Below are 23,061 nucleotides of genomic sequence, written 5' to 3' on the forward strand. Positions count from 1 at the left end.
TCCACAGCGTGAGCGTGGGATAGTCTTTTTTAGGGAGAGGCTTCCTGTGCTGCCAAAGTACAGTGACAGCCGTTTGTTCTTGCATTTATATCAAATGTGTAATCTATCATGGCGCAGGCTGATTTAAGAGACTTGAGTACGGTAGTGCAGTAGTGTAAGATAGGGGAGGCAAGTTATTCTTTCGATTGAATCGAATGAAGAAGGAGCGATAACGTGGTATATTCGGCAAATAAAGAGCGGTATTCGTCCATGACGTATAACCGTGTTGGACGGACAGGCCTTAAGCTTCCAGCCATTTCACTTGGTCTTTGGCATAATTTTGGCGGCGTTGATACATTTGAGAATGGCCGCGCCATGCTTCACCGGGCATTTGACCTGGGAATAACGCATTTTGACCTGGCCAATAACTACGGCCCTCCGGCAGGCTCGGCAGAAGAAATGTTCGGGCGTATTATGGCGAACGATTTCAAGCCGTACCGGGACGAACTGATTATTTCCTCCAAAGCAGGATATTATATGTGGCCAGGCCCATACGGGGAGTGGGGCTCACGCAAATATTTAATCGCTTCCCTTGATCAAAGCCTGAAGCGGATGGGTGTCGATTACGTCGATATTTTCTACTCCCACCGTCCGGATCCGGAAACGCCGCTTGAAGAAACGATGGGTGCTCTTGACCATATCGTACGCTCGGGCAAAGCGTTGTATGTCGGTATCAGCAGCTATAGTGCGGAACAATCCGCAGAGGCGATTGCCATCATGAAACGTCTGGGCACACCGCTTGTTATTCATCAGCCCAGCTATAATATGTTTGACCGCTGGATCGAGAACGGCCTGCAGGATGTGCTGGAGGAAAACGGCGTAGGCAGCATCGCCTTCTGCCCGCTCGCCCAGGGGCTGCTCACGAACAAATATCTCGGCGGTATTCCTGAAGATTCGCGTGCTGCCAGCCGTACCGGCGCTCTGCAGGAAAGCGCGGTAACGCCTGAGCGTGTGGCCAGACTGCAGAAGCTTAATGCAATTGCATCCGAACGCGGCCAGTCTCTGGCACAGCTTGCGCTGGCCTGGGTGCTGCGCGGCGGACGCGTAACATCGGCGCTGATCGGGGCAAGCAGGGTCAGCCAGATCGAGGATAATGTAGCCGCGCTCAGCAATCTGGACTTCTCCAAAGAAGAGCTTTCACGGATTGAGGATATTCTGCGCTAGAACAAGCCAAGCCTTCCACTGAGGAGTGATCCTCATGCGGAAGGCTTTTTTTTGTATCCGTCTATGCATATTTGGCAGAGAGTCCGATGCAGGCGACACCGGCGAGAATGAGCAGGCAGCCGGCGATTTTCAAAGCGGAGAGCGATTCGTCGAATATGTAGTAAGCGCCGATGATCGATATGACATAGGCCAGGCTTTGGATAGGGTACGCAAGACTTAGATCCACCTTGGAGACGATATACAGCCAAAGTATCGTAGCGCAGCCGTAGATGAACAATCCGCCCAGAATATAAGGGGAGAACACTAATTCCAGAATGGTGCGGAAGCTTTCGAATGGCCTGGATTTCTGCATGAGGCCATACTTCCATATAAATTGACCGGTTACGAGCATGAGCGTATTGACCAGAATGAGTACAAATTGAACCAGATTCAATGCTTTTCACGTCCTTCGACTGCCTGCTGCAGCTCCAGCATTTTCTTCTCCATCACGGCAAGCTCCTGCGTCAAGGTCTTCATGCGGTCCGACTGATTGGACAAGCTCATTGTCTGTCTAACCAGCAGTCCGAGGATGAACAGGATCGTCATCATAAAGACAAAAGTCGGCATGTAATAAATGCCGATCCACAAGGCGAACCGGTTGAGCAGCGGGATGCACAGCGCCGCGACGACGCCGGCGATGGCTGTTATAAGCCAGAGAAACGCATAGCGGTCCCTCAGCCGGTGCGATACCGTGAGACAAACAATGATAACAAGAAACAGCAGCGTAATAATGAGAGAAACGATTTGATTCATGATAAATGATCCTTTCCAGGGCGCATGCTTTTCAGGAATCGCTGCAGGCTTTACTAAGAAGCACAGGCTTTACAAGGCTTCTAGGAGAAGCTTTTGCGGATGAGTGAGATCATGGTGACCTTCATCATATAGTAAACCGATTTGGACAGGTTGATCGAAGAGACCCCGCCTTGGCGGTTTCTCATCTCGACGCTGATTTCTGTTATTTTACGGCCCTGCTTGCACAGACTGACAAGCACCTCGACCTCCGGATAATCCGTTGGATAGGCTCGTGAAAACTGCTCGATGGTCGAGCGGTTCACAATGCGGAAGCCGGAAGTAGGATCATAGATGGAAACGCCGGTGAGCACTCTCACCAGAAAGTGAAAATAGAAGATCCCGAATCGCCGCAGAAGACTGCCTTTATAGCCGCTGTGACGGACAAAACGGGAACCGATGACCATATCGCAGCCGCTGGACTGAATATGCTCCACGAGCTTGGCGATATCTTCGGGGCGGTGCTGTCCGTCCGCATCCAGCTGAATGGCGTAGAGATAGCCATTGCTGTCGGCGTACCGGTAACCGCTTTGCATGGAGCCGCCAATTCCGAGATTAACCGCATGGCGCAAGGAGGGGAATCCCTCTTTGCGGATGATTTCCGCCGTTCGGTCCCTGGAGCCGTCGTCAATGACGACAAAATCATAATCGGTATGGCGTTTGAGCTCATGCACGGTCCGTGCGAGCGTCGCTTCCTCATTATAGGCGGGAATGATCACTAGTATATCACTGGCTCGTTTGTGCTCCATTTTACGATCCATCCTTCTCATTTCAAATCGTTTGCTTTTATACAGGGCCTGTATAGTATAATGGAAAACGTTGGGCAAGCGATACCAAATATTTGTAAAAGAAGGAGATGTAGGATTGTTTTCTTTGAAATCTGAGACGCCTGTGATAAGAAGATGGGTTTATACCGTGATGGCGCTTGTCCTGCTTGTGCATGTAACGTCCGTGCTTGTGCTTGGCGATCATTTTCTCCTGGGATCTTATGAGAAGCGCGATAATGACGATGTCAAATATGTTTATGCCGCACAGGTTCTGATGCAGGACCATACGCTTGTCTATAACAGCGGCGACCTGCCTACTAATTTCATTATGCCCACCATACCGGTCATGCTAAGCGGGTTTATCGCCATTTTGGACCGGGACGCTGGAGTTATGGCTTTCCGGCTGCTGCAATGTCTGATGCAATCGTTCTCTATCTATCTGCTTTTCATTCTGGCCAGATCGGTGTTCAACAGCCGTGTCGGCCTTGTGGCTATTATATTGGCTGCCTGCTATATTCCGGATCTGTTCGCTTCGGGAGCGATTCTAACTGAATCGACGTTTAAAGTGCTGCTTTTGTTGCTGCTTTGCAGCACAATATTTGCCATTCGCAAAAAAACGCCCCTCGCTTATGTATGGGTTGGCATCATGCTGGGTTTAGCCTGTTATGTAAAGCCGCAAAGCGCCTTGTTTCCCATATGCCTGCTTATACTTTGGCTTGTCCACCGTTACAGCTGGAAGGATATTGTCAAATATACGGCTATCGTCGGCGTTTGCAGCATGGCGCTGCTCTCGCCCTGGTGGATCCGCAATTATGTGCAGTTTCATGAATTTATTCCGTTCACCAAATCAACCGGAAACCCCATGCTGCTCGGCGCGCTGGTCAAACGGGGCATGCCGCCCAAGGGCTTCTTCGAGCAGTATCCCGAATACAAGGACAATAAGCTGTTTGGGCCCAACGATACGGCGCAGAAGCTCGCGGCACAGCGTCTCATCGCGTATAACTTCAAGCATACGCCGATTGCTTACACCTATTGGTTTACGGCGGGCAAAACCTATTATTTGTTCTCGGCTCCTTTCTATTCAAGGCCGGTGCCGGGTCTTCCAAGACCTGCGATTAATGTGCTTCATTGGCTCTATGTATTAGCGGGCTTCGTCGCTCTTTTACTGCTTCTGTCCCTCAAGAGAATGAAGCAGACGCTCCCGGTTCTGCTTCCCTTCCTCTATTATTGGTTTATCCATCTGCCTTTTATAACCTTTGGACGCTACGGCTATCCTCTTGTGAGCCTGCTGATTATTTTCGCCGCTGCGGGAATTGTGTTAATAGCGGAGCGGCGCAAAAGAATGAGCGATGGCAGCAGGTTACCAGGTGCATTAAATCAGCCATAATCATCTGCGAAATCCGGGGGAACTGCCCCGGATTTCTATTTGGGTGCCTGGTTGAAATCTTGTTGCCCCGTGTAGTGTCATGAAGGATATGCATAGTGGGGGTGACTTCCATATACGGAAATAAGATAAAGGTTTGGGCGTTGATGATGATAGCAGCCGCAACTACGCTGGCAGGCTGTTCAACTGTTTCATTATCCAGGCCAGCAGCCGTACAAGCGGAGGCTGTTAAAAATACGAAGGCTCAAAACATGAAGGAAGATCCGAAAAATTGCAGAAATGCCGCCATAGATTATTTTGCGGCAATCAAATTCGACGGCCGTATGTATATCGATAACCTTTATAGCGAATCTTCCGGACTGAAGCCCGGGAAGAAGGTCGGAGAGATCGGCTACAGGATGGCAGACGACGCCTGTCTGGGCTTCAGATGAAGGACGACGATGCCACCCTGCTGCAGGCAGAGACTCCGCTGTATGCGATGAAGGGTTATAAGACAGGCTATCGTCTTCTTGCCGGAGACCAGTTGTATGAAGTCGCGGAGAATCCTTCTGCCAGGACCGTTGGCGAGCTTTATGATATCGAGGGGGAAATAGCGGGAGTCCGTTTCGAAAGCGGCATTGACGGCTCCCCGATGAAGGCCTTTACAGCGGAGGCGGCAAAGGTGTTCAAGGAGGAGTACATCAAGCTCGAGCTGGTTGACCGGACGAAACTGAATAAAGAAACCAAAAGCTTAAGCGGAGGAAGCTATCATCTGCGCGTACTGTTTAAGGACGGCTCCTCATTCCGGGTGGCTTATTATATCAAACCCGCTGTGCTCTCGCCCGGAGCCTATGCAACAGAAAGGCTGAAGGAGGCCATTACCGGGCAGTGCAGGCTGCTGTATGAATAAGCAGCCTGCATAAAACGCATAAACGTCATTTACTCCCGCGGCGTGCGTCTGGCGACCCCGCTGTCGATGGCGGCCTGCACGACCCGTCTTCGCACCTCTTCGACCACGCGCTGGTTGAATACGCTTGGTATGATATACAGCGGACTCAGCTCGTCAGGGCTGATGACCGAGGCGATTGCCTCGGCGGCAGCCAGCTTCATCGGCTCGTTGATGCAGCTCGCACGGCAGTCCAGGGCGCCGCGGAAAATGCCAGGGAAGCACAGTACATTATTGATCTGGTTCGGGTAATCGGATCGTCCCGTTGCGATAACAGCGACGATATCCTCTGCCGTTTCCGGGCGGATTTCCGGCTCGGGGTTGGCCATCGCGAATACGATCGGATCCGGGGCCATGCTCATGACCAGCTCCCGCTTCAGAATGCCTCCGGCAGATAAGCCGATGAACACATCGGCGTCCTTGAGCGCTTCAGCCAGGCCGCCGTTCATCCGCTCATCATTGGTGTGCTCGGCATACCACTGCCACATGCCGTTCGGATAATGATGGTCGCGGCATATGATGCCTTCGCGGTCGACGCCGACAACATGCTGCGCTCCGCCGGCAAGCAGCATTTTCGTGCATGCCGTTCCTGCCGCGCCAATGCCGCAAACGACAATACGCGCATCGGCAATATTCCTTCCGGTCAGCTTCAGGGCATTCAGCAGTCCGGCATACAATACGACGGCAGTCCCGTGCTGGTCATCATGAAAGACGGGAATATCAAGCTCATCCCGCAGCCGCTGTTCAATTTCAAAGCAGCGCGGTGAGGAAATATCTTCCAGATTGATGCCTCCGAAGCCGGGAGCAATGGCCTTGACCGCGGCAATGATGCCTTCGGTATCATGGGTATCCAGGCAGATAGGAAAAGCGTCCACATCGGCGAACTGCTTGAACAGCATCGCTTTTCCTTCCATTACAGGCATAGCCGCATAGGGACCGATATCCCCAAGACCAAGCACGGCCGTTCCATCGGAAACAACTGCGACTGTATTCCTTTTGATCGTCAGGGTATACGCTTTGGAGGGATCCTCGAAGATCGCATTGCAAACGCGGGCAACCTCGGGCGTGTAGACGCGCGACAGATCATCGCGGTTTTGAATCGGCGTTTTCGGCTGAACGGAGATTTTGCCGCCAAGATGCAGCAGGAAGGTCCGGTCCGAAATATTGATGAGGCGGATGCCGGGCAGCTCTTCCAGCGCTTTGGCAATTCGTTCATTGGTCGCCGCTTCACTCACTTTGACGGTCAGATCGCGCACCGTGCGGTCGCGTCCGGTCTGTATGACGTCAATGGCGATAATATCGCCGCCTGCCCGCTCAATCGCCGTGGCAGCGGCGCCAAAAAAGACCTTTTGCGTATCCAGCTCAATCCGTAAAATAACGGTTTTCCCATCCAGCGGCACATTCCTCATTCTTAATAGCCTCCCTGATTGTGAATGAACACATATACTTTCGTTTATTTACCCTCAAAAGAGGCAGGATATGCAAAAGCGGCGCAAACTCTACACTAATCCTTCAGGACGGGACTCAAGCTTCAAAGCTTCAAGCGCTCTGAAAAAAGAAGCCGTCACTGCATCAGCTGCAGGACGGCACGGGAGCATTGCATCGGGTTATAATGCTGATTGCGTTTGGTCATCAGATCACGCCGATGCTGGACAGCGCTGTAAGGCTCCTGAATCATTTCAAACCATTTATCTATCGTCTCTGTGTCTATAAGCATTTCGCCGAAGCCGCTCTCAACAAAATATTCGCAGTTGACCTCTTCCTGTCCGGGAATCGGCTCATAGAACAGCATCGGAATGCTCTTGCTGAGACCCTCGGTACAGGTCATGCCGCCGGGTTTGGTAATCAGCAGATCGGATACGTCCATCAGCTTGCTGATCTCCTTGGTAAAGCCCAGCACCTTGATGTTGGGATGCTGGAAATGCGGATCAGCCAGCATTTTTTCTCTGGCCTTGTCGTTATTCCCCACACAGTAGATAATCTGTATGCGGTCCCGCCAGCGTGTCATATACTCCAGAAGATTGTCGCTGTACATAATCCCCCAGCCGCCTCCCATAATAAGGACAGTGGGCATGGGCTTCAAATCGAATTGAGCCTGGAGCTCAGCTTTATCATGTGTTTCCCAGAAGTTCGGATGAACCGGAATGCCCGTCACTTCAATTCTGCTTGCAGGGATGCCCCGGTCGGTAAGCTTCTTCTTCACAAGCTCGGTGGAGACCAGATACTTGTTGACCTCGGAGCTGGTCCACGTGCCATGAGCATCATAATCGGTAATAAGCGTGTATAATGGAACATTGAGGCCAAGACGCTTCAAGCGGGAGACCACCGCGTTGGGAACCGGGTGGGTGCATACGATCAAATCCGGCTTCAGCTGGGAAATCACTTGAGAGGTATGCGTATAAAATATCCGGTGAAGCGCAAGCTGGGTGAACCTGTTTAAAGATTTCTTGTATTGTCTTCGATATACGATGCCGACTAGCTTCGGCTGTTTGCTGACTGTTTTGCGATAGGCGGAAACAATTAACGGACCAAGCACGGGATTTAAAAATTTGCCAAGCTCAATGACGCGGGTGGAAATACCCGGATTGAGCGCACGCAGTCCGACAGCCAGCGCATAGGCGGCTTGAGTATGACCTGAACCGAATCCTTCAGAGAGCAGCAGCACTCTTTTTTTACGCAACTTCTCACCTACTTTTCTGACCACATAGGAAAAAATGTCCCCAGGATGTCTTTCCTATCGGCGATAACAACACGCAAGGTGAAACGGCTGTCGCCGTCCTTTGGAGGCGGGGTGCGTTTCATTCCGGAGAAATATAAGCAAAGTATGATGAAGATTAATACTTTCTTATATTTCAAAAAATCCCCTCTCCCCTATATTACTTTGCAAGTCCGTTCAAAACAAGTTAGGAATTGAGACTTGCGGAGGAATCCTCAGTAATTTATTCTAAAAATTAGGTAAACGAAGGACAGGCGCCTTATTCTTAAATAATCAGCTTGAATTTATAGACGAGCAGGAGGATAAAAAAGATGCAGCAGCAACAAAAATTTATTCCGGCAATTGGTTCTTTGGTGGCGGTCCGCTACAAGACAGGAGAGTATATTGGTGAAGTGATGGAAGCTGCAGGTGGCAGTCCGCGCGCATTGGTGAAAGTACTGGCTGTGCTCAAGCATCCGGAGCAGGGCGATCTCCATAATCCGCAAAATCCGGACGTGCCGCTGTTTCATGAGCGCAGGGCGCTCAGCTACACGGAGAAGGCCAATATTCCCTACGGCGATCTCGTGCTCTACACGGGTGAGGTCCCGTCTTATCCCGATTCGCTTAAAGAAGCCCTGGAGAATGAGCTGGCAGCGCTCGACCGGTTAAAGCGGTGGGCTGAGCGCGGACTGGAGCAGCTTGCGCAGCTGCAGCGTGAATATAAAATTTAAGGAGGTGCGCACAAGATGGGGAAGGAATGGCTGGCCAAGGAGATTTATGCGGTTTCCCATTTAACCGGAGAATTTGTACTGCGTTCAGGTCAAATTTCCAACGAATATTTTGATAAATACTTGTTCGAATCCGACCCCAGACTGCTGGGGGTCATCGCCTCGGAAATGTCAGCCTATATTCCGATTGGAACCCAGGTTCTGGCTGGCATCGAGATGGGAGCGATTCCGCTGACAACGGCACTTTCGCTGGAGACGGGCATCCCTTCCGCATTTGTCAGGAAGAAAGCGAAGGATCATGGAACCTGCAAAATTGCCGAGGGAATCGATGTGGCAGGCAAAAAGGTATGTGTCGTCGAGGATGTTATAACCTCGGGAGGGCAGGTTGTCATGAGTGTCAATGCGCTGCGTGAAGCGGGAGCTATCGTGGATAACGTCATCTGCGTCATCCTAAGGAGCCCGCAGGGACGCAAAAGGCTGGAGGAAATAAACCTGCGGCTGCATGCGCTTTTTACAATGGAAGAACTGAATGAGCTGGGACAGCGGGAGTAGTCCAGAGGGTGAAGGGCGCTGCAGCGAATGGGTTAGAGGGATTTGAACAATAAGGGTTGCCTGGTGCGGCAAAAGGTGGTATTATTTGCTTATCGACCGGATGACCGATTTGGAATTTTGGTCAATAACAGATTTCGAGTGGCAAATCCGCGAGAAGGAGGCTTCGGCAAATGGATACCAGAAAGCTTCCGGTTGACCGCCGGCTGCAGGTTGTCGAAGCGGCTGCCCAATCGTTCGCCATGTTCGGCTATAAAGCAACGACAATGGAGCTTGTGGCCAAAATCGCAGCAGTCGGCAAGGGCACCATCTACACCTTCTTCGCCACCAAGGAAGAATTGTTCGATGAAATAATCGGACAGCTGACCGGCGAGCTGCGCTCGCTTGCCGATCGCACGATTAATCGCGAAACGCCCTTCTTCGAAAATTTGACGATTGTGTTGTATGAACTGCTCCGCTTTCGCGAGAAGCATGAGCTGATCGTCAAGCTGTCCCAAGAGGTCCGCGAATTGGGCACTCCCATGGCCAAGGAAGGGATTGCCAAGCTGGAGCGGGCTATCGTCACATGTATACAAAATGAAGTTGCACTGGCAGTCGAGAAAGGCGAGGTGCGCAGCGTCGATCCGGAGCTGACGGCTTTCATCATGCTCAGACTGTACATATCGCTTGCCGTAGACTGGAGCAAAGAGCATGAACCCCTTGCGCGCGAGGAAATCGCCGGGTATTTTGCTTCCCTGCTCAAAAGCGGAGTGGGGGCTTGAAGGCTGCACTAGTATAACGAAGCTGTTGTTGATGGTTTGAGAAGCGGCACACGCTGCTTATTTTTTTGAATCAAAGTGACCAAATAACCAAATCGGTCATATGTTCATTATTCATTCGGAGGCGGTTATGATGGGTTTTACCTTGTTTGGCAGAGAGCTTGCACGTATTGTCCGCAGTCCCAAGCTGTTGATCCCGATCATCGGTGTTCTGTTCATTCCAATTATGTACAGCGGCATGCTGGTCGGCGCCTTCTGGGATCCTTACGGGAAGCTTGGCGAGCTGCCGGTAGCTGTCGTTAATGAGGACCAGGGAGCGTCATTTGAGGGTGAAACGCTGACGGTAGGCTCGGATCTGGTCGTGAGCCTGAAGGAAAACAAGCAATTCCGCTGGGCCTTTGTCGATCGGGAAGCTGCGGAGAAGGGCCTTGAGTCCGGGGATTATTACTATGCCATTGAAATCCCGCCCGTCTTCTCCAAGCAGGCAACCACGCTGCTGGACGAGAATCCGCAGCCCGCTTCGCTGAAATATATCTCCAATGACAGCGATAATTATCTGGCTGCGAAAATCGGCCATACGGCGATGGATCAGCTGCAGGCGGAGCTGTCGCAGGAGGTTACCAAAGCCTATGCCCAGGCGGTGTTCCATCAAATCGGCGATGCTGCCAACGGCATTGCGGATGCCAGCGCGGGAGCCGCCAAGCTGAGGGACGGGGCTGCGGACGCGGCGAACGGCGCTTCGCTGCTGCTCGAGAACGCGGGCAAGCTGGCCAGCGGAACGCTGGAACTGAAAAGCGGCGCCGATAAGCTTGGCAAGGGAGCGGGCAGTGTAGCGGAAGGCACAGCTGCTTTGAGCTCCGGCGCGGCGGCCTTGTCAGACGGGCTCGGCAAGCTTGAGGCTGCCGCCGGACAGCTCAGCGGCGGTGCTGGAGATGCCCTGCAGGCGGGCAGGCAGCTGGCAGGCGGGCTTGTGGCGGCGAAGACGGGCAGCGGGCAGCTCGCGGACAGCTCGGCGAAGCTGTCGGCGGCGCTTGAAGCTTACGCCGCCGCCAGAGGCGATACAGCGCAGGACCCAGCGCTGCAGGAGCTGCTCGCCGCCGCCCGCAAGCTATCGGCGGGCGCGGACGGGCTTGCCGGCAGCAGCGCGAAGCTGGCTGCCGGGGCGGCTCAGCTGCAGCAGGGGCAGAGCGCCCTGCTGCAGGGCATGGACGCACTGCACGCGAAGCTCGCAGTCGCGAAGAAGAGCGGCGCCCGGCTTGCCGCGGGCGCCAGGAAAACGGCCGGCGGCGCCGCGCAGGTCGCGGACGGCGCAGCCGCAGCAGGCCGCGGAGCGGCCGAGCTTGCCGCTGGCACCGGCAAGCTTCAGAGCGGCTCCGCCGCGCTTGCCAGCGGCGCGCAGCAGCTCGCCGGAGGCACGGCAGAGCTGGCCGGCAAGCTCGGCGCCGCCGCAGCCCAAACAAGCGGCGTCCAGGGAACCGACGCCCTGTATGACATGTTCGCGAAGCCGGTCCATGTCGAGGAGCGCAAGCTCAGCGAGGTGCCGAACTACGGCACGGGCTTTACGCCCTATTTCCTTTCGCTTGGCCTGTTTGTAGGAGCATTGCTGTCATCGATGGTCATGCCGATGCGGGAGACCGGCGAGCTTCCCCGCTCCGGCTGGAGCTGGTTCGCCAGCAAAGCGCTCTTGTTCCTGATCGTCGGCATGATTCAGGCACTGATTGCCGATGCCATCCTTGTCTACGGGATCGGCGTGCATGTGAATCATCTGTGGCCCTTCGTCGGCCTCTCGGTGCTGACAAGCATTACCTTTATGATGATTATCCAGTTCCTCGTTACGACGATGGATCAGCCCGGACGATTCGTCGCGGTCATTCTGCTTATCCTGCAGCTGACCGGCAGTGCCGGCACCTATCCGCGCGAGCTGGTTCCAGCCTGGCTGAGGAGCATCGGCGACTGGCTGCCGATGACGTATTCGATCTCGGCCTTCAGGTCCATCATTACAGGAGAATCGCTTGACCAAACAGGGAACCAATCCCTGCATATCGCCTTGTTCGGTATTGTCTTCGCGGGACTGACTCTGGTTTTCTTCCTGTTTCTTTTCCGCAAAAACCGCCGCAGAGCGGATGTCCCGGAAAGCAGGATGCTGAGTGTATAAGCCGGCTGTTATTTAGTAACGGTATGGCAGTTATCCGGTGTGCAGCCAAAAATAAAGCCGTATTCCCTCATTAAAGTGAGGGGAATACGGCTTATTACATTTCAGGAGAAGAATAAAGAAGCTTAAGAATTAATGAATGCGGTTTGAAGGGACTTGCGGTAAACGACCTGGTAGCCAAGTCCTCTGGAAAGAGCCGCCAGCGGCAGGTAGGTGAACGAACCTCCGTTTGTCTGCTGCAGATAAGCCGGCGTCTCCAAGGGAACCGCCGTTCCGTCGACCTTTATCGTCTTGGCTCCAATCGTGAAGGAGACGACCTTATTGTTTGCGCTGATTGTGGCTGTTTTGGTTTTGCCGTCCCACGTCAGCTGAGCTTTTAGGGCATCCGCGATGTCGCGCATCGGAAGGAAGGTCGTGTCGTTTTTGAGAATCGGTTTGTTTTTGCCGCCAAGCACGCTGCCATTGATGACGATATCCAGCGGCACCCCCGCCGGAAGCGGAGCGGGCTTGCGGTATTCGCCCCAGATGCCTTTGGCGAACGCCATGGCCATTTGCTCGTAACCGGCCTGCTTGGGATGGATGTCCCCTTGAAGAATACTGGTATAGGCCAGCTCTTTGCCTATGAACGGCTCGGATACGTCCACGGTTTTCACCCGATAGCCTTGTTCGAGGAAACGTGACGCTACGGATTCGTCAAGCTCGCGAAGCTGCTTCACGGCGCCCTGCAGGACGGCATATTGCTCCTCGGTTACCGCCTTGTTGATTGGGGATGGCTTTGGCACAGGAAGATACTGGTCGGCAAATACAATTTCTGCCTTGGGATTGATGGCGAGCGCGGCGGTTAGCGACGCTTCGAGGGAAGTCTGATAGCTTGCCAGCATCGTGTCGATCCAGGTCTGGATATCGCTTGGGCTCATCACATGCTGCTTCATTTCATCGAATAAGGGCAGGAAGTCATTGCCGCCAATCGTCATGACGATCAGATTGGCCTGCTCCAGAACCGTGCGAAGCTCGGAGGACTTGGCAATGGTCTCAGGTGCGAGACGGTACTTCGAAAGACCGGGTTGAATGCCGTCGGCGGTCACGCTTGTTCCGTTCTGCGCGGCCTCCAGCCATTGGCGGAGCCCGTCGGATTTCAGGCCGAGCACGCCGAAGTTCTGGAGCTCCGCCGCTCCGTGATACAGGGCCTGCTCATAAACGCGGTCTGCATAGCCATACGGAACGGTGCTTTCCGTCATTCCATTCTCATAGCCGGCCGTGAGGGAGTCGCCTACCGCGGCAATACGCAGCGGAGCGTTTGTTTCCGCGGCTGCGGCCAGCGCCGCATAAGTCTGCTGCAGGGCGGCAGCGTTCGGCTGCATTCCCTGATAGCCGGTCGTTCCGATTGAAGAAGTGCCTGCAGCCGGCATAAGCGATGATGTTTCCGCCGCATAGGCGGCAGGTCCTGCCAGCAGCGAGGCTGCGAGTATGCAGGCGGCGATATTCATTTTCCTGAAGTTGCTATTCAATCTCTCCACGTCCTTTTGATAAAATGTAAAAGTATTCGCTTCGAATTGCTTCTTAGATGAAGAAACTTGTTGTGAGCCGCCAAAGGAGGGTGGAGCTGTTTCTTCTTGACTGTTAAAACCTGCACACCGTAAAAGATCTCTTATCAGAACCATAAAAATATTAAATTGATATCATTATGGGGTGATGTTAAAATAAAATAATAACGTTTTGACGCAGATTTATCGGAAGATGCTGATGATTACAGCTTGCTTGCGAGCGTACAACAGCGTCTTTTAACTTGTTCATTTTTCGCTGGTTTGGTATGCTGTATGCTTACGCATTCCTTCATTCTAAACCAAAGCAGGGCGAAAATGAAGACGGATCTTTTGTAACCACCGTTTATCCACAAATTTTCTCATAGAGAGGTTGCACGACATGAAAGAGAATCGTTATGGGTTGCCGCCGAAGCAAGGCCTGTACGATCCGCAATTAGAGAAAGACGCTTGCGGTATGGGCTTTGTGGCTAACATCAAAGGGAAAAAATCACATACCATTATTCAGCAAGCGCTGACGGTGCTTGAGAATATGGAACACCGCGGCGGCCAAGGGAGCGAGCCCAACACGGGAGACGGAGCGGGCATCATGCTGCAGATTCCGCATGCTTTTTTCGCTCGGGAATTGAAAGGGCAAGGCATTGAGCTGCCGGCAAACGGAGAGTATGCGGTAGGCATGCTGTTCTTGTCGCAGGATGAAGCGCTGCGCAGCACGCACGAGCGCGAGCTTGAATCCATTATTCGCGAAGAAGGCCAGACTCTGATCGGCTGGCGCACGGTTCCGACGAATGATGGGAAGCTTGGCGAATCCGCCAAGAGCGTAAAGCCGTTTGTCCGCCAGGTGTTTATCGGCCGCAGCGCCGATATCCAGGATGAGCTTGCCTTTGAACGCAAAATTTATGTCATCCGCAAGCGTTCGGAGCATGCTATCCGCTACTCCGGTGCCGAAGGTGCGGACACGTACTATATCCCGAGCATGTCGAGCAAGAAAATCGTTTATAAAGGAATGCTTACAACCGAGCAGGTTCGTTCGTTCTATCTGGAATTGAACGATGAAGCGGTGGAAACGGCAATCGCGCTGGTACACTCCCGTTTCTCCACGAACACGTTCCCGAGCTGGGAGCGGGCGCATCCTTACCGTTATATGATTCATAACGGCGAGATCAATACGCTGCGCGGCAATGTCAACTGGATGCATGCACGCCAGACCCTGTTCGAAACCGAGCTGTTCGGTTCCGATATGGATAAAATCAAGCCGGTTATCGATCCGGACGGTTCCGATACCGCGATGTTCGATAACACGCTGGAATTCATGTATCTGTCCGGCCGGTCTCTTCCGCATGTCGCAATGATGATGGTTCCCGAGCCGTGGTCGAACCATGAAGGCATGGATGACGACAAGAAGGCATTCTACGAATATCACAGCACGCTTATGGAGCCATGGGACGGGCCTGCGGCAATGGGGTTCACAGACGGTACCCAGATCGTCGCTCTGCTCGACCGCAATGGGCTTCGTCCTGCGCGTTACTACGTGACGAAGGATGACGTTATCATTCTGGGTTCGGAAGCGGGCACCGTACCGGTTGAGCCGGACAATATATTGTACAAGGATCGTCTTCGCCCGGGACGGATGCTGCTGGTGGATACCAAGGAAGGCCGCATCATTACCGATGAAGAAGTCAAAGCGCAAATCGTGAAGGAGCATCCTTACCGTGAATGGCTCGACGAGCATCTCGTCGGTCTGGATGATCTGCCCGATGCGCCGGAGCTGCCTGAACCGGATCATGCAACCGTGCAGCAGCGCCAGCAGGCTTTTGGCTACACATTCGAAGATCTGCGCAAAGTGCTGGAGCCGATGGCTGGCAGCGGCGTGGAACCGATTGCATCCATGGGCTACGATGCTCCTCTGGCTGTGCTGTCGGAGCGTCCGCAGCGTCTTTACAATTATTTCAAGCAATTGTTCGCTCAAGTCACGAATCCGCCGATTGATGCCATTCGTGAAGAGATTATTACAGCGACAGGAACGACTCTCGGACCCGAGCGCAACCTGCTTCAACCGGAACCTGAAAGCTGCCGTCATATCAGACTGGCTTCGCCTGTTCTGTCCAACGAAGAGTTTGCCAAGCTGCGCCATGTGCGCCGTCCCGGATTCAAGTCGATTACACTGCCTATTCTGTACCAGGCGGCTAATGGCGAAGAGGGTCTGCGCAGCGCTTTGACCCAAATGTGCGAAGCGGCTGACCGCGTAATCAGCAAAGGGCATAATATCCTGATCTTGTCCGACCGCGGAGTAGACCGCGAGAATGCGGCCATACCGGCTCTGCTTGCGGTATCGGCGCTGCATCATCATCTGATCCGCGAAGGATCGCGGACCAAGGTCTGCATCCTGCTTGAATCCGGCGAACCGCGCGAGGTGCATCATTTTGCCCTGCTGCTCGGCTATGGCGTCAGTGCGGTCAACCCGTATCTGGCTTTCGAGACGCTTGACGATATGATCCGCCAAGGCATGCTGCGCGGCGTTACGCATGATAAAGCTGTGAAGAATTTCATTAAGGCAGCGACCAAGGGCGTCGTAAAGGTGCTCTCCAAAATGGGGATTTCCACCATTCAATCCTACCGCGGATCGCAAATCTTCGAAGCTGTTGGCTTGAAAGAAGAGCTGGTGGACGAATATTTCACCTGGACGCAGTCCCGCATCGGCGGTATTGGCCTGGACGTGATTGCCGACGAGAATCTGAAGCATCATAACCGCGCGTTTACCGAGCAGGAAGGCGGCGAGAAGGAGCTGGATTCCGGCGGCGAATATCAATGGCGCAAGGACGGCGAGGACCATCTCTTCAGTCCCCAAACGATCCACACGCTGCAGATGGCATCGCGCTCGAACGATTACAAGCTGTACAAGAAATTTTCGGCGCTTGTGCAGGGCGAGGACAAGAAGCATCTGACCCTTCGTTCGCTGCTTGATTTCAAACATAATTCAGAGCCGATTCCTCTGGATGAGGTTGAGTCTGTGGAGTCCATCGTCAAACGGTTCAAAACCGGGGCTATGTCCTATGGCTCCATCAGTAAGGAAGCCCATGAATCGCTTGCAATTGCGATGAACCGCATTGGCGGCAAATCCAATACGGGTGAAGGCGGCGAGGATCCGGCCCGGTTTATCCCGGATGCCAATGGCGACTCCAGACGCAGTGCCATTAAGCAGGTGGCCTCAGGCCGCTTCGGCGTTACCAGCGATTATCTCGTCAATGCGGATGAGATCCAGATCAAGATGGCACAGGGCGCCAAGCCTGGTGAAGGCGGGCAGCTGCCTGGCCGCAAGGTTTATCCGTGGGTTGCTGAAGTGCGCGGATCGACGCCGGGTGTGGGGCTGATTTCTCCGCCGCCGCATCATGATATTTATTCCATCGAGGATTTGGCGGAATTGATTCATGATCTGAAGAATGCCAATCCGCGGGCGCGCATCAATGTGAAGCTGGTATCCGAGGTAGGCGTCGGAACGATTGCCGCAGGGGTGGCCAAGGGCCGTGCCGATGTTATTCTGGTCAGCGGCTATGATGGAGGAACAGGAGCATCGCCTCTGGCTTCCATCCGTCATGCCGGAATGCCTTGGGAGCTTGGGTTGGCGGAAACGCACCAAACGCTGATGCTGAACAATCTTCGTGATCGCGTCGTCGTCGAAACCGATGGCAAAATCATGAACGGGCGCGACCTCGCCATCGCTGCTCTATTGGGTGCTGAGGAGTATGGTTTCTCCACGGCTCCGCTGGTCGTACTGGGCTGCATCATGATGCGTGTCTGCCAGCTGGATACCTGTCCGGTGGGAGTGGCAACGCAAAACCCTGAGCTGCGCAAGAAATTCATGGGCGATCCGAGCCATGTAGCCAACTACATGCTGTTCGTTGCTCAGGAGCTTCGGGAAATCATGGCTGAGCTTGGATTCCGCACAGTGCAGGATATGGTTGGACGTGTCGACCGTCTGGAGACGAAGACATTGATCGAACATTACAAGCTCAAAGGAATCGATCTGACACGCTTGCTGCATCAGCCTGAGCTGCCTGAAGGCGCTGTGCGCTACTGCATTCAGGAGCAGGATCACAAGCTTGACGAGTCGCTTGATATGCAGAAGCTGCTTCCGATCGCGGAGCGTGCGCTTGAGAGCGGCGAGAAAGTCAGCGCTACCCTGCCGATCCGCAACATCAACCGCGTTGTCGGGACGATATTGGGCAGCGAGGTAACCCGCCGTTATGGAGCAAAGGGGTTGCCGGAGGATACTATTTCGTATCACTTTATCGGCTCTGCAGGACAAAGCTTTGGCGCTTTCGTACCGAAGGGGATTACACTTTCTCTGGAAGGCGACTCCAACGACTACGTCGGCAAAGGGCTATCCGGCGGCAAAATCATCATCGCTCCTTCGCCTCAGGCGACGTTTAAGGCCGCGGAGAATGTCATCATCGGCAACACTGCGCTCTACGGCGCAACGAACGGTGAAGCTTATATCAGCGGGATTGCTGGTGAGCGTTTTGCCGTACGGAACTCGGGCGCCAAGGTCGTTGTCGAAGGTGTAGGCGATCACGGCTGTGAGTATATGACGGGTGGGCGTGTTGTAATTCTGGGGAACACAGGCCGTAATTTTGCCGCAGGGATGTCGGGGGGCGTCGCCTACGTGCTGGATGAGACCGGTGACTTCTACAAGCATTGCAACATCGAGATGGTGCTTCTGGAGCGTGTGGAAGATACCAGAGAAGTTACGGAGCTTCGTGAAATGATTGAGCGCCACGTGACTTATACGGGCAGCGCAATCGGCGAACGGGTGCTGAAGGATTGGGACACATCGATAACGAGGTTTGTGAAGGTCATTCCGAAGGATTACAAACGGATGCTGGAGCAAATCGAGAAGATGGAGCAAACCGGCTTAGCCGGCGAGGCTGCTCTCTTGGCAGCATTTGAAGCCAATATGAAAGAGCTGGCCCGCATTGGCGGCAACTAAAACAGATGGAATAGGAAAGACTGCAGGGTGACCCCGGCAGTCTTTCTTTTTTTTGTACTTATGGAATGTGAAAGATTCAAGAGGAAGTCCCTGGCAACTACTTATCGGCATAGGGGGCATGCAACCAGAAACAATCGGAGGCTTCAATAATAGAATAGATTAGCAGGATGAATAGGAAGGAGGAGGAATTAAGGTGAGTATGAATGTGATAACAGATTTTAATGCTGTGGGTGACGGTATTCATGATGATACGCTAGCTATTCAAACCGCCATTAATTCTGTCCCGGAAGGCGGAACTCTGCTTGTGCCCGCGGGTAATTACAAGGTAAGCAAAAACCCGCTTCATAAAATAACAACAGGCTATGGAACCAGTTATGCAGCATTGAAAATCGTAAAGCCGATAACCATTATAATGAACGATGCCATTTTTGAAACCAGGACTGCGGGCAGTTACGGAGTGTTCTGGGTTCATAAGGCTTCGAATGTCCATTTCCAGGGCGGAAGTCTTAGAGGGGATCAACTACCTTCGAACGGCATTCTAACCTCGAGGGTGGGTCTCCTGCTTCAGGATTGCCGCTCCTGTTCGGTTGTGGGGATGACCATAAGGAATTACTCCCAAGGTATTAATATGTATAATTCTGAGGACTGCTCGATCTCCCGGATCACAAGCGAATTTAATAATGGTTCCGGCATTATTAACTTCAATTCTGACCGCTGCCTGATTGACTCCTGTGAAATCCGAAATTCCCGCGACGGACATCTTTCACTTTTTGGAGGCGGCCAATATAACACGGTATCGAACTGCACGGTGATCGAGGATCGCGACGGAAATTTGAATCAACAGGGGATCACACTTGAAAGAGAGATAAACAGCGTAATTAAAAACAATACGGTAAGAGGCTTTTATTATGGAATTGATGTCAAAAATGGTTCGGATTCCTGTATCCTTCTTGAGAATCAATGCACGAATAATCAATTTAATATTGCGATTCGACCAGGGGATGACGGCAACAATCTTCAAGCCACAAGCAACAATATTACCATTTCAAAAAACGATGTCACAAGTCCGCGCAGGCTTAGTCCCAGTGCCGGCATTCTTGTAAAGGTTGGAAGCGGGCATGTGATTTCGGAGAATATCATCAATAAAGACATGCTGATCTTGATTGGCGGCGTACGGATCAATAATAATCTGTCGCTCAATCAAATTAAAATTATTAATAATCGTTTCATATCCTAAAAGTCGGGGTAATTATCGTTTTGGGATGGTGCGGTTTTATGGGCTGCTGTGAAATTGCTTTATGCAAGCTTTCACATTCCTGTAAGGCCGTTTTTTGCTGCAAAGAGGTGATTGTATGAGAAAAACATTAGAATATCTGAGAGAAACTTAATCGCGAAATGAGGCATTTTGGTACCTTAGGAGGCTTACATACGGGAGTATACATGGTATGATGCTTCTTGTAATCCGTTATAGATATGGATTGCAGAGAGCTGGATCTGAAGACAGTACGCTTCCATAGTGAGCTGTCAAGAGATCAAAGTGCATCCATTATCGGTTATATCGGTAATAAGCTATGAAAAATGAATAGAAACTCCCAATATGATTGCGAATTCGACAAAATAACAGGAAGATAGTACGGTTTTGACTTCCAACAAACGACAACTTAAACAAATCAAAGCGGTTACAATGATTACAGTCTTTCAGTAGCCGGTCGATTTAATAGGTCTAAGGAGTGATTTGTTGCAATGATTCATACGAATGAAAGACAACTGCACGATATGAAGCTCAAGCAAAAGGAAACCATTGATATTCGAATGATTATGGAGCAAATGGGCATATCCAAGGAATGGGAGGATGAGTATCGAAGCAGCGCCAAGAAACGGTTAAGCTGATCGGCAGTTCTTCTTGAAAACAGATTTCTGACAACCATCATAGATCATTATAATCTTTGTATGTAAGAAAACGAATTCTTATATGCGAAGATTTTTTAATTACGATGTCAGTTTGAAATCGATTTGAATAATAACCAATTAACAAGAGCGCATTTGTATGGTTCGTGAAAACACAAAGAGCTGAGGTGTTGATTTGGAATGAATTCAAACCAGGATAAAAAAACTGATCGCGCGGCAGGCAAGCAGGTAGAGCTCGATGTGAGAGCGATTATGGAACAGCTTGGCATTACTTCTAACAGCTGGTCTCAAATCAACGCTTCCGTGGAAGGGAAAAAATGAGGATAAGCAAGAAGAGACGGCATTTGCCGGTCTCTGGCGGCAGGATTGGCTTCTTCTCTTTAACCTTATAGACATTTACAGGAATGAAACGTCATCCTTTCTATAAGGACAAAAAAACCATAGTTGGCTTAGCTGGCCAACTATGGTTTTTTTTTTGAAAAGTGATGCTCATTTAATTCATCATTCTCTCTGCGCGTACAAAAGCAATGAACCGCCGCGCTTCTTCAACAGTTAACTTGCGGCCATCTATGGTCAAGGCGAAATTCTGCAGCAATTGTTCGTCCGCCAATTCTAATTGATCGACAAACTGGCGTATCGGATCGTCGAGTGTAACATGAGGAGAATTTGTTCTTCCTACGAGGAAGTCTACAGAAACATGAAACAAGTCGGCGAATTTGGAAAGTGTTTCGGTATCTGGTTCCCTGCGGTTTTTCTCGTAATGAGATAATGCCGCTCGCGAAATTCCCAGTGAAGCAGCGGTATGTTCCTGAGTCCACCCCCTATCTTCCCTCAATTTTGCAATACGAATTCCTATGTTCATAATACTCCTCCTAACCAGCCATACCAACATATTAATACGAAACGCTTACAAATGCATGATATGAAACAAAACGTAGCAAGCTTGTAAGAACTATGAAAAAATCCTTGACATGCTACAATCCGTATCGTAAAGTAAACATTGAAAATGATACATTACGTATCATACCTGTTATTCAGTATTACCACAAATCATTTTTTAATTCGTACTGGATAAACAGTTTTTTACATTTATTGCTGAATAATCGAACTTGTTTTATTAAATGAGGGCTAAAACCTCATTCTCACGGGAGGAACAAAGGTGGAACTTAAACAATATTTTAAAATTGTAATCAAAAAGATTTGGTTGATCGTAATCATAGTTGCGATCGGATGTATCATTGCAGGCATTAAAAGCTTCTACTTAACAACACCAATGTATCAGGCGAACGCCAAGCTAATTGTCAATCAGTCCTCCCAGATTGCAGACTCCGTGAATGTGAGTACCTTACAGACCAATATCATGTTGATCAATTCATACAAAGAAATCATTAAATCTCCGGCAATCATTAATAAAGTATTTGAACAATACCCGGATTTAAGAGTGAGCCCAGGTAATGTATCGGTGGTTTCGGCCAGCAATTCACAAATTATGAATCTGGTTTATAGTGATGTTTCCTACGAACGTGCAGCCAAGAGTGTAAATGCGCTATCGCTTGTGTTCAAGGAGCAAATCCCCTCCATCATGAACATCGATAATGTAACAATACTCAGTGAAGCAAGCGAGGTGGGCTCCCCGGTTCCTATTAATACGAGTCCGGTGATGAATTTCCTTGTGGCTATCATCCTTTCATTAGTGATCGGCCTTGGTATCGTTTTTCTGCTTGATTATCTCGACAATACCTTCAAGAATGAATACGAATTGGAAAGTGAGCTTGGCCTTCCCACTCTGGCCCTTGTTATGAATATAACGAAAGAGGATCTCAGCCCGCGCAAAGCATCGCTTTCTAAAAAGAAGAAAGTAGGTGAAGGTGCTTATGCCTCAATCAACCAATGAGAGTAATTTGATCACATTATTGAATCCCAAGTCGCCTATTTCAGAAGCTTACCGCAAATTGCGTACAAATATCCAGTTTTCTTTCCTTGATACGCCCATGAAAGTTCTTATGGTTGCTTCCGCTCAAGTAGATGAAGGGAAAACAACTACCATCAGCAATCTGGCTGTAGCTTATGCCCAGGAGGGCAAGAAGGTTCTGCTGCTGGACGCTGATCTTCGAAAGCCATCTCTGCATCATGTTCTTTCCCAAAATAATCGAAACGGTTTGACTAACATACTGACAGACCAGATCAAGTGGCAGGAGGCTCTTAAAACGACAGGTGTTGATAATCTGTCTTTAATTGTCTCGGGACCTATTCCCCCCAATCCTTCCGAGATGCTGGGCAACCATCGGATGAACACGTTGATTAAGGATCTCAAGGAGCATTTTGACATCGTGCTGATTGATACGCCTCCCGTTCTTGCCGTAACCGACAGTCTGATCGTCAGCTCGCTTTGCGACGGGGTCATTATGGTTGTGGCTGCGGGCAAGGCGGAGAAGGAAATGGTCAAAAAGGCCAAAGCCAGCCTAGAGCATGTCAATGCGCGGATTATCGGCGCTGTTCTGAATAACCTGAACCGCAAAGACGTCAAATCGAGCTTCAAAAATGTTTATGGTACTGCTGAGTAACTAAATATGGCGCGTGTATAGGTAATGTCTACTGCACCTTTATCACTGTAGGCACTCGGTCACGCTGTGGGT

The 23,061-nt window shown here is 51.3% G+C and carries 21 protein-coding genes; 14 read left to right on the plus strand and 7 right to left on the minus strand.

Going from position 1 to position 23,061, the window contains the following annotated elements:
* Window positions 1–213 precede the first annotated feature (213 nt).
* A complete protein-coding gene (mgrA, locus tag AC0YOA_RS28385; RefSeq protein WP_475789493.1) occupies window positions 214–1,203 on the plus strand; it encodes an L-glyceraldehyde 3-phosphate reductase in 990 nt (329 codons plus the stop codon).
* A gap of 61 nt (window positions 1,204–1,264) precedes the next feature.
* On the opposite strand, the gene AC0YOA_RS28390 is transcribed toward mgrA, so the two are convergent.
* The 3 genes from AC0YOA_RS28390 to AC0YOA_RS28400 all read right to left on the minus strand — a co-directional run bounded on the left by AC0YOA_RS28390 (window position 1,265) and on the right by AC0YOA_RS28400 (window position 2,780).
* Window positions 1,265–1,636: an EamA family transporter gene (locus AC0YOA_RS28390; protein ID WP_210038233.1), complete on the minus strand. Its 372-nt coding sequence runs from the start codon at window positions 1,634–1,636 to the stop codon at window positions 1,265–1,267.
* Window positions 1,633–1,995, minus strand: a complete 363-nt coding sequence (locus AC0YOA_RS28395; RefSeq protein WP_475768546.1) for a DUF2304 domain-containing protein — start codon at window positions 1,993–1,995, stop codon at window positions 1,633–1,635. The genes AC0YOA_RS28390 and AC0YOA_RS28395 overlap by 4 nt, the downstream gene beginning before the upstream one ends.
* An 80-nt stretch (window positions 1,996–2,075) precedes the next feature.
* Window positions 2,076–2,780, minus strand: coding sequence for a glycosyltransferase family 2 protein (locus AC0YOA_RS28400; protein ID WP_475789494.1), 705 nt, complete (start codon window positions 2,778–2,780; stop codon window positions 2,076–2,078).
* A 115-nt stretch (window positions 2,781–2,895) separates the two neighbouring features.
* Here AC0YOA_RS28400 and AC0YOA_RS28405 point away from each other — a divergent pair, with 115 nt between their 5' ends.
* The 3 genes from AC0YOA_RS28405 to AC0YOA_RS28415 all read left to right on the plus strand — a co-directional run bounded on the left by AC0YOA_RS28405 (window position 2,896) and on the right by AC0YOA_RS28415 (window position 5,071).
* The gene (locus tag AC0YOA_RS28405) at window positions 2,896–4,185 is read left to right on the plus strand and encodes a glycosyltransferase family 39 protein (protein ID WP_475789495.1); all 1,290 of its coding nucleotides are present in this window, start codon (window positions 2,896–2,898) and stop codon (window positions 4,183–4,185) included.
* 143 nt (window positions 4,186–4,328) lie between these two features.
* Window positions 4,329–4,613 (plus strand): hypothetical protein, encoded by a 285-nt coding sequence (locus AC0YOA_RS28410; protein WP_475789496.1) that lies wholly within the window; start codon window positions 4,329–4,331, stop codon window positions 4,611–4,613.
* Window positions 4,610–5,071, plus strand: a complete 462-nt coding sequence (locus tag AC0YOA_RS28415) for a hypothetical protein (RefSeq protein WP_475789497.1) — start codon at window positions 4,610–4,612, stop codon at window positions 5,069–5,071. Before AC0YOA_RS28410 ends, AC0YOA_RS28415 begins: the two co-directional genes overlap by 4 nt.
* A gap of 29 nt (window positions 5,072–5,100) precedes the next feature.
* On the opposite strand, the gene AC0YOA_RS28420 is transcribed toward AC0YOA_RS28415, so the two are convergent.
* Window positions 5,101–6,516, minus strand: a complete 1,416-nt coding sequence (locus AC0YOA_RS28420; protein ID WP_379113930.1) for an NAD-dependent malic enzyme — start codon at window positions 6,514–6,516, stop codon at window positions 5,101–5,103.
* A 155-nt stretch (window positions 6,517–6,671) separates the two neighbouring features.
* Window positions 6,672–7,787 carry an MGDG synthase family glycosyltransferase gene (locus AC0YOA_RS28425; RefSeq protein WP_210038239.1) on the minus strand — a complete coding sequence of 372 codons (1,116 nt, stop codon included), beginning with the start codon at window positions 7,785–7,787 and terminating at the stop codon, window positions 6,672–6,674.
* Between the two features lie 347 nt (window positions 7,788–8,134).
* Here AC0YOA_RS28425 and kapB point away from each other — a divergent pair, with 347 nt between their 5' ends.
* From kapB to AC0YOA_RS28445, 4 genes are all read left to right on the plus strand, one after another.
* Window positions 8,135–8,533 carry a kinase-associated lipoprotein KapB gene (gene kapB / locus AC0YOA_RS28430; protein WP_475789498.1) on the plus strand — a complete coding sequence of 133 codons (399 nt, stop codon included), beginning with the start codon at window positions 8,135–8,137 and terminating at the stop codon, window positions 8,531–8,533.
* A 15-nt stretch (window positions 8,534–8,548) separates the two neighbouring features.
* A complete protein-coding gene (pyrE, locus tag AC0YOA_RS28435) occupies window positions 8,549–9,082 on the plus strand; it encodes an orotate phosphoribosyltransferase (RefSeq protein ID WP_475789499.1) in 534 nt (177 codons plus the stop codon).
* A 170-nt stretch (window positions 9,083–9,252) separates the two neighbouring features.
* Window positions 9,253–9,840 carry a TetR/AcrR family transcriptional regulator gene (locus AC0YOA_RS28440; RefSeq protein ID WP_475789500.1) on the plus strand — a complete coding sequence of 196 codons (588 nt, stop codon included), beginning with the start codon at window positions 9,253–9,255 and terminating at the stop codon, window positions 9,838–9,840.
* A 127-nt stretch (window positions 9,841–9,967) separates the two neighbouring features.
* Window positions 9,968–11,992, plus strand: coding sequence for a YhgE/Pip family protein (locus AC0YOA_RS28445; RefSeq protein WP_475789501.1), 2,025 nt, complete (start codon window positions 9,968–9,970; stop codon window positions 11,990–11,992).
* Between the two features lie 122 nt (window positions 11,993–12,114).
* Here the strand turns inward: AC0YOA_RS28445 and AC0YOA_RS28450 are convergent, their stop codons facing one another.
* On the minus strand, window positions 12,115–13,497 hold the full coding sequence (locus AC0YOA_RS28450; protein WP_475789502.1) for a stalk domain-containing protein: 1,383 nt from the start codon (window positions 13,495–13,497) through the stop codon (window positions 12,115–12,117).
* A gap of 415 nt (window positions 13,498–13,912) precedes the next feature.
* On the opposite strand from AC0YOA_RS28450, the gene gltB reads away from it, so the two are divergent.
* The 4 genes from gltB to AC0YOA_RS28470 all read left to right on the plus strand — a co-directional run bounded on the left by gltB (window position 13,913) and on the right by AC0YOA_RS28470 (window position 20,746).
* Entirely contained in the window at window positions 13,913–18,517 is a 4,605-nt protein-coding gene (gltB, locus tag AC0YOA_RS28455) for a glutamate synthase large subunit (RefSeq protein ID WP_475789503.1), read from the plus strand.
* Between the two features lie 199 nt (window positions 18,518–18,716).
* Window positions 18,717–19,754, plus strand: coding sequence for a right-handed parallel beta-helix repeat-containing protein (locus AC0YOA_RS28460; protein WP_475789560.1), 1,038 nt, complete (start codon window positions 18,717–18,719; stop codon window positions 19,752–19,754).
* Between the two features lie 506 nt (window positions 19,755–20,260).
* Complete coding sequence (locus AC0YOA_RS28465) at window positions 20,261–20,407, plus strand: hypothetical protein (protein ID WP_475789504.1); 147 nt, start codon at window positions 20,261–20,263, stop codon at window positions 20,405–20,407.
* 198 nt (window positions 20,408–20,605) lie between these two features.
* On the plus strand, window positions 20,606–20,746 hold the full coding sequence (locus AC0YOA_RS28470) for a hypothetical protein (RefSeq protein ID WP_210038248.1): 141 nt from the start codon (window positions 20,606–20,608) through the stop codon (window positions 20,744–20,746).
* Window positions 20,747–20,918: 172 nt separating this feature from the next.
* Here the strand turns inward: AC0YOA_RS28470 and AC0YOA_RS28475 are convergent, their stop codons facing one another.
* Entirely contained in the window at window positions 20,919–21,287 is a 369-nt protein-coding gene (locus tag AC0YOA_RS28475; protein WP_210038249.1) for a helix-turn-helix domain-containing protein, read from the minus strand.
* 297 nt (window positions 21,288–21,584) lie between these two features.
* Here AC0YOA_RS28475 and AC0YOA_RS28480 point away from each other — a divergent pair, with 297 nt between their 5' ends.
* Both AC0YOA_RS28480 and AC0YOA_RS28485 read left to right on the plus strand, forming a co-directional pair.
* The gene (locus AC0YOA_RS28480) at window positions 21,585–22,319 is read left to right on the plus strand and encodes a YveK family protein (RefSeq protein WP_475789505.1); all 735 of its coding nucleotides are present in this window, start codon (window positions 21,585–21,587) and stop codon (window positions 22,317–22,319) included.
* Window positions 22,300–22,989, plus strand: coding sequence for a CpsD/CapB family tyrosine-protein kinase (locus AC0YOA_RS28485; RefSeq protein ID WP_475789506.1), 690 nt, complete (start codon window positions 22,300–22,302; stop codon window positions 22,987–22,989). The genes AC0YOA_RS28480 and AC0YOA_RS28485 overlap by 20 nt, the downstream gene beginning before the upstream one ends.
* Window positions 22,990–23,061 lie beyond the last annotated feature (72 nt).

Source organism: Paenibacillus sp. JT22N12 (assembly GCF_056269365.1).

What these genes read in the sequence shown, in the direction of transcription:
- AC0YOA_RS28485 (WP_475789506.1), top strand. Translation starts at nt 22,300, where the DNA reads ATGCCTCAATCAACCAATGAGAGTAATTTGATCACATTATTGAATCCC.
- AC0YOA_RS28475 (WP_210038249.1), bottom strand. Translation starts at nt 21,287, where the DNA reads ATGAACATAGGAATTCGTATTGCAAAATTGAGGGAAGATAGGGGGTGG.
- pyrE (WP_475789499.1), top strand. Translation starts at nt 8,549, where the DNA reads ATGGGGAAGGAATGGCTGGCCAAGGAGATTTATGCGGTTTCCCATTTA.
- AC0YOA_RS28410 (WP_475789496.1), top strand. Translation starts at nt 4,329, where the DNA reads ATGATGATAGCAGCCGCAACTACGCTGGCAGGCTGTTCAACTGTTTCA.
- AC0YOA_RS28400 (WP_475789494.1), bottom strand. Translation starts at nt 2,780, where the DNA reads ATGGAGCACAAACGAGCCAGTGATATACTAGTGATCATTCCCGCCTAT.
- AC0YOA_RS28440 (WP_475789500.1), top strand. Translation starts at nt 9,253, where the DNA reads ATGGATACCAGAAAGCTTCCGGTTGACCGCCGGCTGCAGGTTGTCGAA.
- AC0YOA_RS28465 (WP_475789504.1), top strand. Translation starts at nt 20,261, where the DNA reads ATGATTCATACGAATGAAAGACAACTGCACGATATGAAGCTCAAGCAA.
- AC0YOA_RS28395 (WP_475768546.1), bottom strand. Translation starts at nt 1,995, where the DNA reads ATGAATCAAATCGTTTCTCTCATTATTACGCTGCTGTTTCTTGTTATC.
- AC0YOA_RS28445 (WP_475789501.1), top strand. Translation starts at nt 9,968, where the DNA reads ATGATGGGTTTTACCTTGTTTGGCAGAGAGCTTGCACGTATTGTCCGC.
- AC0YOA_RS28470 (WP_210038248.1), top strand. Translation starts at nt 20,606, where the DNA reads ATGAATTCAAACCAGGATAAAAAAACTGATCGCGCGGCAGGCAAGCAG.
- kapB (WP_475789498.1), top strand. Translation starts at nt 8,135, where the DNA reads ATGCAGCAGCAACAAAAATTTATTCCGGCAATTGGTTCTTTGGTGGCG.
- gltB (WP_475789503.1), top strand. Translation starts at nt 13,913, where the DNA reads ATGAAAGAGAATCGTTATGGGTTGCCGCCGAAGCAAGGCCTGTACGAT.
- AC0YOA_RS28415 (WP_475789497.1), top strand. Translation starts at nt 4,610, where the DNA reads ATGAAGGACGACGATGCCACCCTGCTGCAGGCAGAGACTCCGCTGTAT.
- AC0YOA_RS28460 (WP_475789560.1), top strand. Translation starts at nt 18,717, where the DNA reads ATGAATGTGATAACAGATTTTAATGCTGTGGGTGACGGTATTCATGAT.
- AC0YOA_RS28420 (WP_379113930.1), bottom strand. Translation starts at nt 6,516, where the DNA reads ATGAGGAATGTGCCGCTGGATGGGAAAACCGTTATTTTACGGATTGAG.